This is a genomic window from Endozoicomonas sp. Mp262 (assembly GCF_025643335.1).
In the GTDB taxonomy this organism is placed as follows: domain Bacteria; phylum Pseudomonadota; class Gammaproteobacteria; order Pseudomonadales; family Endozoicomonadaceae; genus Endonucleibacter.
This window is the reverse complement of record NZ_CP092489.1, coordinates 2,080,747-2,098,015: the sequence shown is the minus strand read 5'-3', so window position 1 is coordinate 2,098,015 and position 17,269 is coordinate 2,080,747. Positions and strand designations below refer to the sequence as shown.

Genomic DNA, 17,269 nt, shown 5'->3' with positions numbered 1-17,269 from the left:
ATCACACTTCTCAAACTCCCAGTTCTCACCTAACAACAGCTTTTCAGCCAGTGAACCAGATCCGCCAGCATCCTGTAACCCAATGGTGAAATTCTCAACCGTTTACGGGATCTCATCACTCAGCTTCTCTGGCAAATACCGGTAGGCTTTAGCGGCTTCAGCACAGGCCGGATTATCATTACAGTAGCGAACATTCTGGGATATCCCGCCAGTCCTGAATCCCTGCTCTTCACTAATATCTGTGGTCACGACTGATATTCTGTTATCCGGACGTTCTGTCTTGCAGATTTGACACGTCCAGGTGAGTTCAGCTTTCAGTGGCATGAATACCGGATCGAAGACCAGCAATTCCCGCAGACTTGATTAAAGCCCTTAATAACAAGGGCTGTAGCTTGGTAGCCTCTTGCTAAAATCGCAGACTATCCGGTAGAATTTCACCACAATAATAATAACGATGCTCATGTTGTGCCGCTAACGAAACCAAGAACCATTGCTGAAAAACTGCTCAAAATAGTCTCTGATGAAGCGGGTCAAATTCCAGACTTTCGCAAGAAAAGCCAACATGACAAAATTGTCCTTCATGATGCGGTCATGAGTGGCCTGGCAGTCATGCACCTGAAATACCCTTCATTACTGGCTTTTGATCAGGATTGTGTCAATAACCCAGATAGGCTCAAGAACTTAAAGTCGATGTACAATGTCAGCTGTGTCCCCAGTGATACCTATCTGAGGGATCTGATTGACCCTATCGAAACACGCTATTTAAGGAAGTTCTTTACCCGCCTGTTTGCCTTTGTGCAACGATCTGGGCGGCTTAAGCAGTTCACTTATTTTGAGGAAGGGTATCTTGCGCCTATCGATGGTACGGGGCACTTTTGCTCAGGGAAGATTAGTTGTCCTGAGTGTTGTGTAAAAAAGCCAGGCAGCAAAAATCCGCAATACTACCATCAGTTACTGGCCTGCTGTCTGGTAAAGCCGGGCAAGAAAGAAGTATTACCTTTAATGCCTGAACCCATCATCAAACAAGTTGATGCGTCAAAGAATGATTGTGAGAAGGTAGCGCTCAAGCGGCTATTGGCGAATTTATCCAGAGAGCATCCGCACCTGCCACTGGTTCTGACTTTTGATGACCTGTACTCAGATGGACCGACCATCAAGTTGGTAAAGTCCTTTGGCTATAGCTTCATTATGGTGGCAAAGGATTCAACCCATGAGTCGTTATACCAGGCCGTCGATGAGCTGGATTGTGCAGACAAAGTGGTGCGCTATGAATATACCGATGATAAAGGGTTTACGCACTGGTTCCGGTTTGTGAATGGTGCCCCCATTAACAAGTCACACCCGGATGTGCTGGTTAACTTTCTCGAATATATAGAAATTGATCCAGAGGGCAACAAGAAGTACGTCAACACCTGGGTCACGGACATTGAGCTTTCAGCCGAGAACGTGAATAAATTCATGCGAGGAGCACGCGCTAAATGGAAAATTGAAAACGAAACGTTCAATACACTGAAAACACAGGGCTACCATCTCGAACACAATTACGGGCACGGAAAGCAGCATCTGGCCAGCAATCTGGCATGCCTGACTTTTACGGCCTTCCTCATCAACCAGATAGAACAACTGTCTTGCAAGCTCTTCCAGGAAGCGCTCAAGATAAAAAAGTCTAAAAAGGCATTCTGGCATGCCATACGAGGGCTGTTTGACTGGTTCTGCATTGATAACTGGACAGACGTATTTACAGCTATCATTGAAGGGCGAAGTGTGAGCTTGAAGTTGCTGACTGTCGATACGACATAGAGCGTTGATGTTAGCCCTGTGACCTGTGTTACCTGTCATTAAAACCGACTGCCGATATAGCAGCAGTCTGGCTCTGTTCATCCGCGATAAAATCATTTTTAATTAACTGAAAATGTGCCAGCCGGAATCTGGTTTGCGGGAATTGCTGATCGAAGACACCCTTGCGGTAGTCGTCCATCAATGACATAACATCCTTAAATTGATAACTGGCCAGGGACTCCTCAACCACTCCAGTCATCTGAATGTTGAATCGTTCCAGATCCGATGCTGAAAAGCCGTCGTAAAAACCATTACTAAACAGGATGGATACTCCCTGGCCTCCTTCCCGGTCAAATCCGTTGCGGTTGTAGTTTTCATAAACCACACCCAGCTCACCACGCTTTACATTCGAAAATGGCCTAGCGGCCATGACGATTGTACCCACTGGAGGAGGTGTTGGTTTTTTTGAACTGGCTTTGAGGTAATTGATATAGGCATCAAATGAATCGTAGCAGGTGCCATTCATGGCATTAAAATCATCTACCGCATTTTCAAGGATAGCTTGTCTGGCACCATCCGGTGAATCCTGACAACCTTCAGCTATAGCTTCCAGGTAATAAAACAGCTCGTTATTCACGGTTGCACCCTCATTGTTTGTTGGTGTGGGATACCTTTCTGCTCTCGTATCCAATACATGATATCCGGAGGGAATTGATTATTGGTGGAGATAACATTTATCAGTTAATTGCTCAAAATTCTTAGTCATCCAAATACCCCTGCACCACCTCAAATCCGTTCAGCCCGGTATCATGCTCACGATTGAACTCGGTCACGGCACCCATCAGGATTGTCCATCGTTTATTCATGGGCTGGTCAGGCTGATCAATGGCAGTGAGTGTTTGTGTAATATCAGGTTGTGCCTTTCTACCTACCGGCTGAAAGAAGATATTCAACCTACCATCATCCCAATGGACTGACTCAATACCCAAGGCGATAACAGCCTGTCTTATGCTCTGGGATACGCTAATGGCAGTACTCATCAAAAAGACTCCTTTTTTGCCAGTGTGCCGGTCAAATTCCTTGCTGACCGAGACTATCTTTTTCTTTTTTGTAACTGAATAACATTGACTTTGCCGATACTACTCCATGAGTGACTTTATGCAACAAAATAAACGCTATTATTCAGATAGTTGCCAGAATTCCTTAAAATAATTGCAATCTTACATGCATATTGCAACATAAGCCCTGCCTATTTTTTTATATTGCCTGTTATTGTTAATATTTTATTTCAAAAAAAACTTGACACCCCTTAAAAACAGCAGGCATATTCGTATTGCACTATGCAACATAGATTGAAATTAACAACAGAAATAACAGTCAGTCAGTCAGTCGACTGTAGACAAAGAAGGCAAGAAAGGAATGAAGCATGAAACAGAAACCTTGAGTGATCGTTTAAAGGAGACGTTGGAAGTTAGGAATATTCGTCCTTCTCAACTGGCTAAATTGGCTAATGTGGACAGAAGTTATATCACGCGATTACTTAAAGGATCGGTTAAAGAGCCTTATAAATATGGAGATCGGCTAGCCGATATTCTGAATATTTCAAAAAACTGGCTAATCACAGGGGAGGGTTCACCAGAGAAAGAAGCAACAAGCATACCTTACGAGTCAATCGTTACTACTGAATTAAAAGCGCGTATATTGCCCTTAACTACAGAGAGCAGCGTGAAAGGTACAGGAATTAATGGCGCTAAAAAAAATATTTCAGAACGCATCATAAAGATTCCGTTCACTATCGAAAAAGATATTGAGGCATGGTTTTTTCAGGAAGAGATCAACTGTTTCAAAAAAAATACATTACTCATTACAGAAAAAGGATATACACCGGGAAGCGGTATATTTCTAGGATTCAACGGTACTACGCCGGTATTGGTTCATAAGATAGATACTTTGAACGGTCAGCAATACGTGAATAAATGCCCTGACACCAGACTGAAAGGACAGATTATTTTTATGGCTGACTGGAGCAATAGTCAAATTATAACCAGTTAAACCAACGACTGTTTACATATTCACACAATGATCCTACATAAAATAGAACTAGAAAAAAGCAGGGTTTATATGAAAGGGCGCAACGGGAATATTTTTCCTGAAGATTTAGAAACCTTTATCGCAGAACAGCGCACAGAAGCACTTTCACGAAAAGATAAAGAGCAACTGGCGATGGCGATACAGAACCACCCTCATGTCAGGGCGGATGTTGGAATATTCAATTCGATTGTATTCTCTTTAAACAGCGTATCGCCTTGCTTGTTGTTTTTAAGTGTCATGTTCCCCGTCATGTTGATACTAATGTCTGCGGTCTACTGGGTGCGCGTGGAGCTTAATCTGGGTATCACAACATTGCATATGGGTATGGCCGGTTTCCTCTACCCACTAAGTTTTATCACCCTGGACACGATCACTGAGAATTATGGACGGTATAAAGCACGGACCGTTCTGTACTCAACCTGTGTTTTTTTCCTACTGAGTGCCGGGCTGCTGAAATTAGGAATGCTGCTCGCAACAGAAATACCTGCCAACATAGAAAAACTACCCACACTACTTCTCTCACACGGCATAGGTCTATTCATTGTCGATAGAATCAATATATCGCTATTCACCTACCTGCGAAAATTAACCGAAAACCGAAACCTTATCCTGCGGAGTTTTGTATCCAGCGCCTTATGCAGCTCCCTTTATCTGGCAATGGCCTCTGTCATGGTTTATAAAGAAAATGCCCTAACCCCTGAAATAACCACCCTGCTATACGAATCTGTTAAAACGACTATTATATTCCTGATCTTTTACACCCCGCTTTTCTATCTCATGGTGCGTACCACCAAGCATATTGATAAAACACTACATGCCAGAAACAAAGAACGGTTAAAGCAATTTAAGAAAAAACAAACAAAATTCAACCTTTAACCATTTGAATCTGTAGCCAGCCCAGTCACCCTGTAACAACAAAAACAACAATAGAAATTGCACATGAAAATAAGCACATTTACTCTCTCTACGCTCGCCATTAGCATCGCCAATACTGCTGTAGCATCAGGATTTGAAGGTGTTACCCAGTGGAATGCAAAGCACGGCGCACTTGGGGGCACCGGAGCATCTTACGTCAATGACTCCAGTTCTATTTTTTTTAATCCCGCCGGTTTAGCCTTTACCGAACATAACGATATAGCGCTACACATTGCGATTTTTGACATGGACAAAGACGTGCCGGTTGCCGCAGCAGACAGCCAGCATACCAACGACATAAAGCACCCCTATCGGGGGGGGTTCACCGGTAACTATCGGCTCGATGACCAATGGGTGTTGGGGTACGGTATCTTTAACGTCGGCGGGACAAACCAGGTGTATAAAGATATTACGGTAGGTCAAAACAACAATACACTGACTGATGATTTCAGCTCCTACCTGAATATCATGGAAGCAAACCTGTCTCTCGGTTATAAGATCGACAAAAACTGGTCTGTCGGGGCCGGACTGCGTTATACATGGTTTGCCAGTGAGCTGCAATCGCTGGCCTCTGTTCAGAGTTCCCCTACCATGATCAGCGGTTTACGAAGTGAATACAAAGAACTGACAGGCCATCACTTTGGCGGGGTTCGGCTAGGTATCATGTATCGGGCTGACGATAATCAATGGGGAGCAGGTTTCAGCTATCGTTCCAAAGTCAAGACCGACCAGGAAGGAAAGCATCACATGCGCGTCAACACGCCGGTCGTGTCTGAGTATCGGGATCAAAACGTCAAAACCGAATCCATACTGCCTGAACAATTCAGCGTAGGTGTCGATTACCGGATAACCCCGGACCTGCAATTATTCGGTGAATACACTTTCACCCGCTACAGCGATATTGAAAAAATAGAATTTGTGCCCGACAATCTTGCCGTGGCTGAAATAGCGACCATTAACACCGACTGGAAAGACAGGCACACCTACAAAATCGGTAGTGAGTACAGTGGTTCATCGTGGCCTGTGCGAACAGGGTACAGTTATACAACTCAAGTTGTACCTGATGAACGTGCCACATCTACGTTCAGCATCCCTGCCCCGCTGCACATCGCCAGCATCGGTACAGGGAAAACTTTCTTCGATAATGCACTGGTACTGGATATGACTATCGGTTACGCATGGTACGAAACTAAAAATCTGGATAATAACTCAACACTGAAAGGAAGTTATTCCGAAAAAACGCTATGGGTTATGGCAAGTACAAAATACCTGTTTTAACCTCTTAACTGGAGTTTAGAGTGGGGCATTTGGACAGCTAGCTAAACTCCTTGGGAGACAAGGACTACGCTGTATTAACTGATCGTCCCATTCTAAACTCAAGCCTCTTAATATAATGATGCCCTATTCGGTCAAAAGCGGTGCCGAAAAAACAGGTCTACACTACCCCTATGAAAAACTTTTACGGCATCCTACTGGCACTCTCTGCCCTTTATCTGGTACTGGCCGGGATACGTCTGCTATTCCCCGACCTGCTAGCCTAAAACCGCCCTTTATACCGCTCCACCGCTTCCGCTGACAGTTCATTCACCTGGCGGCTCAGTTCGTCTATCCGCTGGCGCTTGACCCTGGCGGTCATCACCCGGTTTTCCATGACCCTGCGGATCTGCTTGCGGAGGCGGCTGATGCGGCTGGCGTAGCGATTCAATCCCCGGCGAGCCAGCAGCTTTTCCCGGTTATCCTCTTTCAGCTTTCTGGCCTTATCCCGCTGGCCATTGTCCCGGTAACGGTTCATGGTCATCACCAGGTCATTCAGCTCTTTTTGCATCTCATACATCTCCGAGCGATAGCGGGTGGTATCCACACCGTCACGGACAAAACTGCCTATTACCGGCAGATCCCTTGCTCTCAGGGCAGGACGGACTGGAGCATCCACCGCCATACGGGTGCCAATATCGGTGGCGGCCAGGACATAGCGACCGATGGTGCCGAAATACCCCTCCAGCAGATACTGGAGTTTTTTGGGTGATCGCATCCAGTCCGGTGCCCCTTCAGGCACGGCTTTCACCAGTTGCTTCATGGTTTCCGATGTCCAGGGATCATACTGGGCCTCTGGCTTCACATACTGCAAACCCAGGGGAATAATCGGTGAGTCAGTGAAACTGTTTTTATTGGTGGCTATATCCATTGCCGGGCGAAATGCCTGGGGTACAGGGTCAAAAGCCAGGGTCTGGAAGATCATGCTACCGGCCATTTTCTTCGCCCACTTCAGATCCTCATGGCCCATTGAAGTCTGCCAGATCATTTCCGGCAGGGTGCCAAAGATGGCCCCCGCCTCAAAGGGCTTGGGTATCCGGTGGTGAACACCATCAAGCCAGACATGGTGATAGTTCAGTTTGTCCCAGACAGGCAGTGACCTGTATCGCTTATCGTCATCATAGAGTGCCAGCAGTCCCAGACTGGCAGCCATATAACCGGCACCCCGCAACAGGAAAGACGGCGCAATACCGGCCCAGCCCGATTTGCCATCGGCCCTGGCTCCCCGCCATAACCGGTCAAGTCCCTGCACCCTGGCATTAAAGAAGGGCAGGGTCTGCACCAGAATATTAATAATTTGCCACTGGCCCTTGCGGGTAAAGTTCAGTACATCCTGCGCCTGGTGCGCGGCCTCGGCCACACTGCCCCCCTGCTTGATCACCCGCTCATACACATGGAGCCGGTTGGCATTCTCAAACCGGGAACCAAATTTTTGCCAGGCATCCCAAAGCTGGCCGGGCTTATTGATAATCCGCTTCTGCTCTGCCGGTGACAGTTTCTGGCGCACATTGTCCGGTGACAGGTCATAGTAGCCACCACCACCGCCTCCGGCCATCATCAGCGACCAGCGGGTATCATCGTTATCTATTTTCTTTTTCAGGCTGCGGATAGCCCCCAGCATCGGGTTGACCTTCAGGGGCTTGCCATTGATTTCAGGGTGTACGGTCATCCAGGTAGACAGGGTATCCCTGGACAGGTTTCGCAGCATAAAGCCGGGGTCTACTGTAATAAGCTGGGTCATCACCCGCTTCGGGATAGACAGCAATTTCAGCAAGCCGCTAATGGTCTGCGGTCCCAGCTCGGTAATGGAGGCCAGCAATAGCGGGTCATTCACATGATAACTACTAGCCTTACCCTCACGGGAAACTGTCACCGTACCTTCACCAAGGTCAGTGAATTTGGTCAGCAGGGCCTTCCAGCGTTTTAACTGCTCAGGGGTCAGCTTGCTGGTATCCACATCCATCGAGGCAAGGCGGGCTTTCACATCCTCCGCCGTCAGCCGGATACCCCCCTTCGCTTTCTCCATTGCCCCGGTTTGCTCACCGAGATCGGCAATGCGCTGCATGGCTATGTTTTTAAAGCTGGCATCAATCAGGGCTTCGGTATTGCGGTACATGGCCTCCAGGGGGCTGATCTTTTCCACACCGCCGGATAATTGCTTGATACCGGACTTCTGCCCGGACAACCCTTTGCGACGGAAGACACTGGATTGCTCCCCGGCTTCCCCAGACACCTCATGCACCCGATGGAACGGGATATAATCGCCCTTATCCCACAGCTTGCGGGACTCAGGATCAATCAACCCGGCCTGTTCTGCAAAATCAAGGATCTGGCTGTTGAAGGTCTGGTAATCATCAAAGACTTGCTGAAAGCGTTTTGCCATTGACGGCATCGAGCTAACATAAGCCTGCACCGTTTTAATCCGCTCCGGGGTATACAGGTTCTCCCGGCCTTCCGCCAGCAACCGCATCGCCCGCTTACTGGCTGCCCAGACTTCCCACAGTTCCAGTTCTCCCTGTTCCGCCAGGGGTTCCAGTACCTCAAGAAAGCCCTTGCTGCCCTCACGGAACACGACACTGCCACTCTTTAACTCAGGTGTCCCCTTGCCCATTAAGGCCGCCATCACCCCTTCGCGGTTGCGGGTACGCAGGGCAGCCTTGTAAGCCGAGTGTGCCCCTTCGAGCAACTTGCCGTCATTACTGTCCCGCTCCATTTCAGCGATGGAATGGAAAGTATCGAGCGTCCCTTGATACCGGCCTTCGGCTGTGCTGATCTCAGGGTGTTCCTTCAGCCAGTCCTTCACCCGCTGCTTCCAGCCCCGGCGCTTGCCGATACCCCCGTGGATATCATTAATGACTTTTTCCACCTCATCGGGCAGGTCTTTTTTCAGGGCGTAGCGGGTATCAGAACCACTGTCTTTCTGGTCTGTGGGTTGTTTGACAAGGGTTTTGGCATTGACTAATCTGACCCGTGAATCTGAGTCTCTAGGCTGCCGCTCCCCACCTTGATATTGAATCAGGGCATATAGTGAGTAGTCGAGACTCGATTCACTTTTTCCCATCAGCTTCAGGCTTTCGTTGTTTTTGTAGTACCGAAGATCACCATTCTTATAATACTGTTGATACTGTTCAGGGGTTCTGCCATGAATACTATCAATCGTACCGTCCTTTATATTGACAGCAACCATAACCGGCTTATCACCTTCCCACGCCTTTATAACGACCGCATAACTATCATCCTTACTGCCTTTAAAAATCAGTTCAGGGTCATTTAGCAATTCAGGCAGTCGCTCAATAACACTCATCGGGACAGAGTGACTTGTTTTCGTTGACTTGGTTATAACTCTTCTGGCAAGAGTGAGTGAGTGATCTTTTGCGCCAATACCAATCAACTGTTTTGGCGTATTAACAACCTTAATCGGACGCATTCTTGCGCTCTTCGAGTTCAGCATACTTCTCAAGCGCTGCTGAAACCCTCGCTGTGGATTATTTATTGCAGATGAAGCAGTACTACTCTTATGGTTAGATCGCTTTACCCTGCGCTTATTCTTCCGCAAGGCAAACAACGGCTGGCCATCTTTCAGTACGGATTCTTTCATCTTATCCGTCACCGGCACTGACCAGAAATCCTGCTCACCCTCGCCGGTTGCCAGTGTCACCTTGCCCACCTTGCCGCCCCATTTTTTGGTGTACTTCTTGATGAAATTCACCAGCCGGTTGTCGTAGAAGGCAATCATGCCCTGATCGCCGCCGACCATTTCATCCAGGTTGTCTAATTCAAACGCGGCATCGTCTCTCGCTTTTATACTGAAAATCCGGTCATAAATGGCTTCTTTGGCCGCAGCCTCTGAGGGAAACTGTCGAATGGAGCCGTTGCGCTCTGGCCAAAGCGTCTGGTCAGGTTTCCTCACCTGATAACTTTCTCCAGACTCTACCACCTGATAATTATCAAACTGTTTATCCAGCCCTGCCTTTATCTTATCCAGTTGTACCCGCACCTCGTTAGCCAGACGTGTCCCGATATGATCTTCCAGCAATGAAGGGGATGAATGGACTGTCAGCTTGCTACCATCGTAAGTCTGTATATCAAGCTGAACCTTCCCGGAAGCGAAACCGCCACCATCCCCTCTGCTAATGTAAGCGGGTCTGACCTTTATTGTTTTCAGATGCCGGGTTTCTTCATTCCCATAGCGACGGGCTTGCTGATTCCCCGTGGTCCACGCCACCCTGTCAAAACCATTCTCCGCCGCATGGCGCAGCATCCGCTTCATAACCAGGTTCGGCCAGTTTTGTTTCAGGGGGGCGTTGGGTTCGGCGTTGTTGTAGGCTTGGACTTTCTTTCTGTGATTTTTTATTTCTATGATCAGGTTATTCTCAGCTTCGTATAACTTATTATAACGCTGCCGGGAGTCGTGCATCATTTTGTCTTTCAGTTTATTTAACCTGGATACTTGTGAATCAACATCATAGCCTTGGTTCTTTTTCAGCCATGCCTGATAAGCCTCAACAGCAGATTTTTCTGCTTGCTCTATTTCTGACTCTACGTTCACTTTCTGAGCCTTGATAGCAGCAAGGTCTGAGTTTAATTCTTTAATCGTTAGTCGTAGCTTATCATCTTCCGCATCCCGATAAGGATCACTATAGCCCTTCTCCCGCCCCTGCTGGTGCCAGTCGCTTTGCACCTCATCAATCAGCAGTACCTTGTTATTCTCGGTATCCATAAACGTCTGGAAACGGACATGGGCAAGAACATTACCCTCACTCCAGTGGAAATTATTATGGGAAGGTAACGGGTGTAGTGCCGGGGCTTCTGCCTGTTCAATCAGGTCATCTATGACGGCTTGCCTTGAATCCACCATTGATCCTATCGGCTCCTGAATCCCTGATTTGTAATTTCTGAAAGGCTGCCACATGGTTTTATTGTCATACAGGTAGGAAAGGTTATCGTGTCTTTTGATAGAAATACCTGCGGGAATATCACCCTGTTTTAAGGCGTTTAATTCTTTTTCATCAATCCGGTGCGTAGCCTCCACTGCCCGCCGTACCCAAATCTGGTTATCCGGCAGGGTCAGCAGCAGTTCGGTATACTCATCGCCGCCCTCAGTGGCGTACTCACGGTATTTGGTTTCGCTTTGTTCTTCTATTTCCCGGTCAAGATCATCCCGGTCTTCATCATAAATGCCACTATCCCGATAAACGGCTTCTGCGGCTTCCTCCAGATCGGACTTGTCTATGTAGTTATCTATTAGCTCTCGGGACGATACCCCTTCCAGAATATTATTCGCCAGGTACTCTGCACGGGTTTCGATCCCCCCCGCATCCAGCCCACCGTCCTCATCCAGAATGGCCTCGGCCTCATCAGGCTCAAGATCATCACTGTGATAACGGCTGGTCAGGTCTTCTTTGTAATAGTCGTATTCAGCATCCCAGTATTTATCACGGGCATCATTGAGCAGGTCTTCAATGTCCTCGGTATAATAGCCGCTGTTATAATCACTTAATCGGGCTTCAATAAAATCTCTCTCCCTCCAATCCATCCGCTCATCAATTTCGTCCTGCGATGGCTCATAACTATCCAGCCGCACTTCCTCTATCTCAATCTTGTTATCACGGATAAACTGAAGCACCTGCCGTTTATCCAGTTTTTGCCCCTTTTTGCTGTCCAGCCAGATATCCAGCCCCAGCCACTGGATTTCCTCATCGGTGATATTGGGGTATTTTTTAATAGCATTCAGCCAGCTCTGGGCAGGCAACCGCTCCGACTTCACCGCTGCCGCTCCCCGTTCCACGGCAGAATAAAAGGTATCCGCCTTATGGCTATCACTGTACCTTTGTCCACGCTCTGTGGACTCTTTACCGTTATTCCTTAATGCACGACGGGAACTTGCCAGCAGTTCAACCACATCTTCAGGCCGCCACTCCATGTTCGGGAATAACCGCCGCAAGGCGTTGCGAATCACCGATATCACTTTCTGCACCCACCGGTTTTTCGGGTTCCGCTCGGCAAGATGGGCCACATATTCTTCCGCGATAATCCGGTTAGCCTGTGCGTCACTTTTGCCCTGTAACTGCCTGGCATAACGGGTTTGCAGGGTTTTCTTCAGGCCGTCCGACATATCCCGGTAAAGCTGATCCAGCACCGTGTCCAGCCGCTTACCGGCCACCTGCCGGACACCGGCATGACCCACCACTTCATGGAGCACCGTCTGTACCGCATCCCGCACACTGTCCAGGTTGTCAGCAATCACATAGGCACGGCCATGACTGAAAAGCCCCCGCACCCGTCCCTGTGCGCCATCACGTACCACACTACGGTAGTCGTCTGTGGGTAACTCTGTTTCACTTTGTAACACCGTGACGGGGAAACCGAGTTGCTTTTCCAGGGGAGCCAGTTTTAATGACAACGGCCCGCGTTTCATGCCCTTGGCGGGATTATCACGGTAGCGGTAAAGCTGGGTGCCTTTGTCGGTCTTGCGGTGCTTAATGGTTTTAAACAGCTTTTCAAAGGCATCGTGAACGGCTTTTTCTTCTGCGGCCAGCAGGTAGGGGTAGTCCACCCCGGCAGCACTGAAGGCATCGACACTGGACACATTTGCCAGATAGTCATTCTCAAAACCACTGACCGCCAGCCGGTCAATAACAAAGGTTTCAAAGGTGCGGGCGGTCATCTCAACCATCGTTGACCAGTAATCTTTTGTACGTAAACCATCGAGTGCCTTTGACCGTTTTGGCAGGCCGGTTGCGCGGATCGCCTCTACCACTGCCTGAAATGCAGACTCCACCTCATCACGGACATGGGTATCCTTTCGCCATTCACCCTGCGCCTTGTCATACACAGACTTGCGAATGTTACGGCTGATAAACTCATGCTTATCACCCCGGCTGCGGGCAAAGTAGTTGTCGAGGGCGTGCCACCATTCATGGGCGAGGGAACCGGGGCCGCTCTTCTTGGTCAGGTTGATGACCACATAATCCGGCTCATAATGGGCTTTTGCCCCTTTTCGGCCACGGGCACCAAAGGCCAGCCCCAGCTCACCATTCAGGGAGATCCCCTGTGTGGGAATACCGAGCAATTCCGCCAGGTCATGCAGGGCATCATAGGCCTCATTCAAGTCCGTCTGGCGCTTATGCTGTTCCACCCAGTTACCGAACTCGACCCCACGGAAACCAAAGGCCTTACCAAAGTCCTCCGGGGTGACATCCTTACCCTTGCGGTAGTCACGGCCTTTACGGGCATGATTGGTTTCACGGCGATGGGCCGGTATTTCCTTGCGTTTCTTCAGCTCATCCTCAAGCCACTGCTGGTTTTCTTTGAGAAAAGCACGGGCATCGGCCACCTTGTCAAAGCCGGTTTTCAGTTTGATATATTTACCGGCAGCGATTTTTTTACCAACCCAGTACTGCTTGCTTTGCCTGTTCTGGAATACCCCAAAGGTGGTTTTCCGGCCACCGCTACTACCTGACTCATCCGCCAGCCGCTGATTGATATAGTCCACCGCCTTGGCTTGCACTGCGGCCAGTGTCTCACCACTCGTCCCGTCAATAACGCGGCGAGTATCCGTTGCCAGGAACCAGAAGGTCTTGCCACCAGGGTAGCTTTTGCCATTGAATACATTGAAATGACCACTGCGGATACGATAGTGACCGGCTTTTTTCAGGTCGGCAGGCTCAACCTGCGCCAGTACCGGGCCAATATCGGCAATAGGCCTGAACCCCCTGAACTCGGTTGTTCTCATCAACTCACGCATCTGCGCTGCCGTGCGCTCACCATCAATCATCATCCGTGCCAGTTCACGGGCAGCCTTTACGTTAGTGGCCCACTGCTCCAACCGGTATGATCGCCGGGGTTTATTGGCAGGAATCTCCGCACGGATAGCCGCAATCAATCCCAGCACCTCACGGTCAACCCCCGCTTCTGCCAGCTTGACGTAATCCGGTTGCGGAAAGGTTTTACTCAGGGGCAGGATGGACAGGTCAAGATCATCTACCAGGGCATCACGGAACCCACCCCAGACATCCTTGCGGGCACCGCCGATTTTTTCGCCAAAGTCCTCAATTTTTTCTGCGGGTTTCTCTGCGGATTTTTTCCCGGTTTTTTCCGGCGCTTTTTTTCCTGATTTTTTTTCTTCATTTTTTTCAGGATTTTTCTGCGCGGTTTTTTCCTGATTTTTTTTACCTTGTTTTTCGGTGCGGGTTGTGGCTGGTTGTTCAGTCAAAAGGTCAGACTGCTTTGCCGACACATCCTGCCCACTGCCCTGAATACCCAGTTCAAAGTCCTTGGCCTCACTGTCCGCTTTCGCTTTATTTTCCTGTGCCTTTTTCTCTGTCTGTTCACGGCTTTCGGTTTGCTGGCGGGCTTTCTCCTGTGCGGCCAGTTCTTTTTCTGAAGGGCTATTTAGCTCCAGTTCTGGTTTGGCTTCCGGCTCCGGCAGACTCTCCCGCAACTGTGCGGTCAGTTCAGGGTTAGTGTGCCAGTTCTCCCACGCCTGCTTTTCCTTTTTCAGCTCGGCAATCCGTGCCTTAACCGCTGCCGGGTTCTTTACATCCACCCCTTCTTTGGCAGCAAGATCCGGGCGCTTGGCAGCCCCCTGCACGGCAGACAGGGTTTTCTGGATGGCTGCCTGTTTTGCCGCTGCTTGACGGGCAAGGTTCTCCGCTTCTTTCAGGGCGCTGTCATCAAAACCAAACAGGTCGCCGCCCTCACTCTCGCTCTGCTGCCCCTGTGTCATGGTGCCAACAGCCTTGACCATGTTTTCAGCCAGGGTGATGGTCTTGCCATCCTGAAGGGCTTTCAGGCCAACGGCCTGCAATGCCTCATTTTTAGGTGCAGCCCGCGCTATTCGTGTGGCGGCTTCGTCGGTGATTTCACCCGCTCCGTGGGCGGCAATGAGCGTATCACCTCCCTGAGTTGCGATGGTGTAAGCCCTTCGGCCTGTCGCTCTTGCCAGTATTCCCTGTGCGTCTGCTTCTTCTTCGGTGAGTCCGGTGGACTGGATGAATCCCACATAATCTCTTACTTTCCCCTGCCCTTCCCTGATATTGAGTATGGCATCGAGCACCGCCGCCTGATCACGGTCGAACCCTTCTGCCTCATAGTGGTACTGTGCCGGGATGGTTTCCTCACCACTACGCCGTGCCAGGTCAAGGCGATGACGGCCACTGATCACCTCTTTACGGCCATCTTTCCGCACCCATACCTGAATCGGTGATAAACCGGTACGGTCAAATTCCCCGCCCAGTGGTTCAACCACCCCATTCTCATTGGCACCGCTCTTGAACTGCGGCACATCATCGCTCAAGGATAGTTCATCCAGGGGGGTATCTATGGTGCCACGGTCAGTAAATTGTTCCTGTGTGGCGGCTTCAGGATCAGGCTGTTGCCGGGCAAGCTGCTTCAGCTCCTGACCGGTCTGTTTTGCCAGTGCCGTGATTAACTGGCTGGCGGCTTCACTGTCTCCCTGCTTTAATGCCTTACTGATGGCCTCTATCTGGGGCTGGCTATCTGCCGGGGTAAAGGGATCAGTCTGTGTGGCGGCCAGTGTCTGGGACTTTTTTTCCAATTCCTTGCGCTGTTTCACCAGTGCCTTGAGTTGCCGCTTCAGGGGGCGTTGTTGTTTTGTCCACTTCTGCCCGTGCAGCAGTTTATTCAAAGCGCTGGCACGGCTGGCGTACAGTTGCAGGTCGGTTTCTTCATTGCCGGTATAGCGGGGATCGTCCGGGTGTTGCTGGCGGGTGCTTTCAGTGTGAGGTTGATGGGTAGAACCCGGAGGGGTTTGGGGTGGGACCTGTGGCGGCAGATCCACCGCCTTACCTAATGGAATCTCCTGACGGCCACGAACCAGGGATTCAGCCTGGGCAGTGGCAATGGCATTCTTGCGCAGTAAGCCGGTGAGGATCGCCCTGTCAGCATCTGGCCGGGTCATTTGATCCTGCAAGGTCTGGCGCTGGCTATGCAGATCCTTCAGGGTTTGTTGAACATCCCCCTGGTCCGGTCGTCCCTGGGGAGTAGGTACGGCCCCCACAACACCACCCACCGGACCACCCACAATGGCACCGGTTAGACCTTCGGCCATTGCGCCCTGGGTGGTATCCACTTCCATACCGATACTTTGCTGGCCAAGGTTGCTGGCTACCTGCTGGCCTGCGCCTTCGGTAAATTCCTGGGCACCCTCAACCACAACACCTTTGCCTGCGTTACTGATCCGGCCAGTGGCTCCCAGTCCCCGGCCAAGCCTATCCAATAGCGGACCAGCGACGCCCATTGATAAGGCGCCCACACCGGCAGCCGGGGCAAAGGATTCCTTGGCCGCTTCAGCGGCTAACAATTCCCTGGCCCGCTCAAAGGGGGCGCGGGTGTCACCACCACCGGCAGATTCATACTCCTGGCGATACAGTTCCTGAAACCGGGGCAGGTCTTTCAGGTCTTCATAGCCGGAATTTAAAACTACCTGTTTGGTCTGTTCAGCGGCACCGCCACCGATCATGGCTCCACCGGTAGCACCATAGCCGGTGGCAAAGGCTGTCCGGTTGATTCGATCATTGAGCTTTTTAACACGACGGGCGTCATCCACGGTTTCAATCTTCCTGGCTTTATCCGCCAGGTCAAAAGCCCGCTTCCCCTTGGCTCCCCAACTCAGGCCACGGGCAACAGCGCCACCTGGGATTATGGACGGGAGAAAAGAGCCTGCCGCTGCCGCCAACTGCAAACGAAAACCACGCCAGCTACTGGTGTCTTTTAAGCCATACCCGAAAAAACTGTCCGGCTTTTCTTCAATACCAAAACCCTGCATGGCCTCCCGGCCTTCGGGAGACATTTGGTTCAGTTGATCATCCGCAACACCCCGTAAATAATCAGCCGCAGCATTCTCACCATCACCGCCCACCAGATAATCCGCACCACTGGCCAGATCCCCTATACCGCGATAAAAGCCCTGTTGGAATGCATCAAGGGTATCACCAAAATAGCCCTGGGTGGGATCACCCAACTCACCGGTAGCCTGGTCAAACTGCTGCCATTGGGTGTCTACATAACGGGCAGGAATCCGGGGTCTGATCTGGGTATCAAAATAAGCCCGACGCATTTCCAGACGGGTCGCCGGGTCTGCTTGCTGATACTCGGGGGTATTGGCAAAGTCCTTGAATTTAAGCATCTGTTATCCCTGACAGATCAG

Annotated in this window: 8 protein-coding genes; 4 read left to right on the top strand and 4 right to left on the bottom strand. The window is 50.0% G+C overall.

The window, feature by feature from the left end; genetic code table 11:
• Positions 1 to 102: 102 nt before the first annotated feature.
• Positions 103 to 249 carry a hypothetical protein gene (locus tag MJ595_RS09235; RefSeq protein WP_263082168.1) on the bottom strand — a complete coding sequence of 49 codons (147 nt, stop codon included), beginning with the start codon at positions 247 to 249 and terminating at the stop codon, positions 103 to 105.
• Between the two features lie 216 nt (positions 250 to 465).
• Here MJ595_RS09235 and MJ595_RS09230 point away from each other — a divergent pair, with 216 nt between their 5' ends.
• A complete protein-coding gene (locus MJ595_RS09230) occupies positions 466 to 1,800 on the top strand; it encodes a transposase (RefSeq protein ID WP_263078000.1) in 1,335 nt (444 codons plus the stop codon).
• A gap of 28 nt (positions 1,801 to 1,828) precedes the next feature.
• Here the strand turns inward: MJ595_RS09230 and MJ595_RS09225 are convergent, their stop codons facing one another.
• Together MJ595_RS09225 and MJ595_RS09220 are read right to left on the bottom strand one after the other, a co-directional pair.
• A complete protein-coding gene (locus tag MJ595_RS09225) occupies positions 1,829 to 2,416 on the bottom strand; it encodes a hypothetical protein (RefSeq protein WP_263082166.1) in 588 nt (195 codons plus the stop codon).
• Between the two features lie 121 nt (positions 2,417 to 2,537).
• Positions 2,538 to 2,819, bottom strand: coding sequence for a hypothetical protein (locus MJ595_RS09220; protein ID WP_263082165.1), 282 nt, complete (start codon positions 2,817 to 2,819; stop codon positions 2,538 to 2,540).
• Between the two features lie 379 nt (positions 2,820 to 3,198).
• Between MJ595_RS09220 and MJ595_RS09215 the strand changes: the two genes are divergently transcribed.
• From MJ595_RS09215 to MJ595_RS09205, 3 genes are all read left to right on the top strand, one after another.
• Complete coding sequence (locus tag MJ595_RS09215) at positions 3,199 to 3,831, top strand: helix-turn-helix domain-containing protein (protein WP_263082164.1); 633 nt, start codon at positions 3,199 to 3,201, stop codon at positions 3,829 to 3,831.
• Between the two features lie 69 nt (positions 3,832 to 3,900).
• The gene (locus MJ595_RS09210; RefSeq protein WP_263082163.1) at positions 3,901 to 4,746 is read left to right on the top strand and encodes a VUT family protein; all 846 of its coding nucleotides are present in this window, start codon (positions 3,901 to 3,903) and stop codon (positions 4,744 to 4,746) included.
• Positions 4,747 to 4,809: 63 nt separating this feature from the next.
• Positions 4,810 to 6,063, top strand: coding sequence for an outer membrane protein transport protein (locus MJ595_RS09205; RefSeq protein ID WP_263082162.1), 1,254 nt, complete (start codon positions 4,810 to 4,812; stop codon positions 6,061 to 6,063).
• A 259-nt stretch (positions 6,064 to 6,322) separates the two neighbouring features.
• Here the strand turns inward: MJ595_RS09205 and MJ595_RS09200 are convergent, their stop codons facing one another.
• Complete coding sequence (locus MJ595_RS09200; RefSeq protein WP_263082161.1) at positions 6,323 to 17,248, bottom strand: LPD5 domain-containing protein; 10,926 nt, start codon at positions 17,246 to 17,248, stop codon at positions 6,323 to 6,325.
• Positions 17,249 to 17,269: the final 21 nt, after the last annotated feature.

What these genes read in the sequence shown, in the direction of transcription:
- MJ595_RS09210 (WP_263082163.1), top strand. Translation starts at nt 3,901, where the DNA reads ATGAAAGGGCGCAACGGGAATATTTTTCCTGAAGATTTAGAAACCTTT.
- MJ595_RS09215 (WP_263082164.1), top strand. Translation starts at nt 3,199, where the DNA reads ATGAAGCATGAAACAGAAACCTTGAGTGATCGTTTAAAGGAGACGTTG.
- MJ595_RS09205 (WP_263082162.1), top strand. Translation starts at nt 4,810, where the DNA reads ATGAAAATAAGCACATTTACTCTCTCTACGCTCGCCATTAGCATCGCC.
- MJ595_RS09200 (WP_263082161.1), bottom strand. Translation starts at nt 17,248, where the DNA reads ATGCTTAAATTCAAGGACTTTGCCAATACCCCCGAGTATCAGCAAGCA.
- MJ595_RS09220 (WP_263082165.1), bottom strand. Translation starts at nt 2,819, where the DNA reads ATGAGTACTGCCATTAGCGTATCCCAGAGCATAAGACAGGCTGTTATC.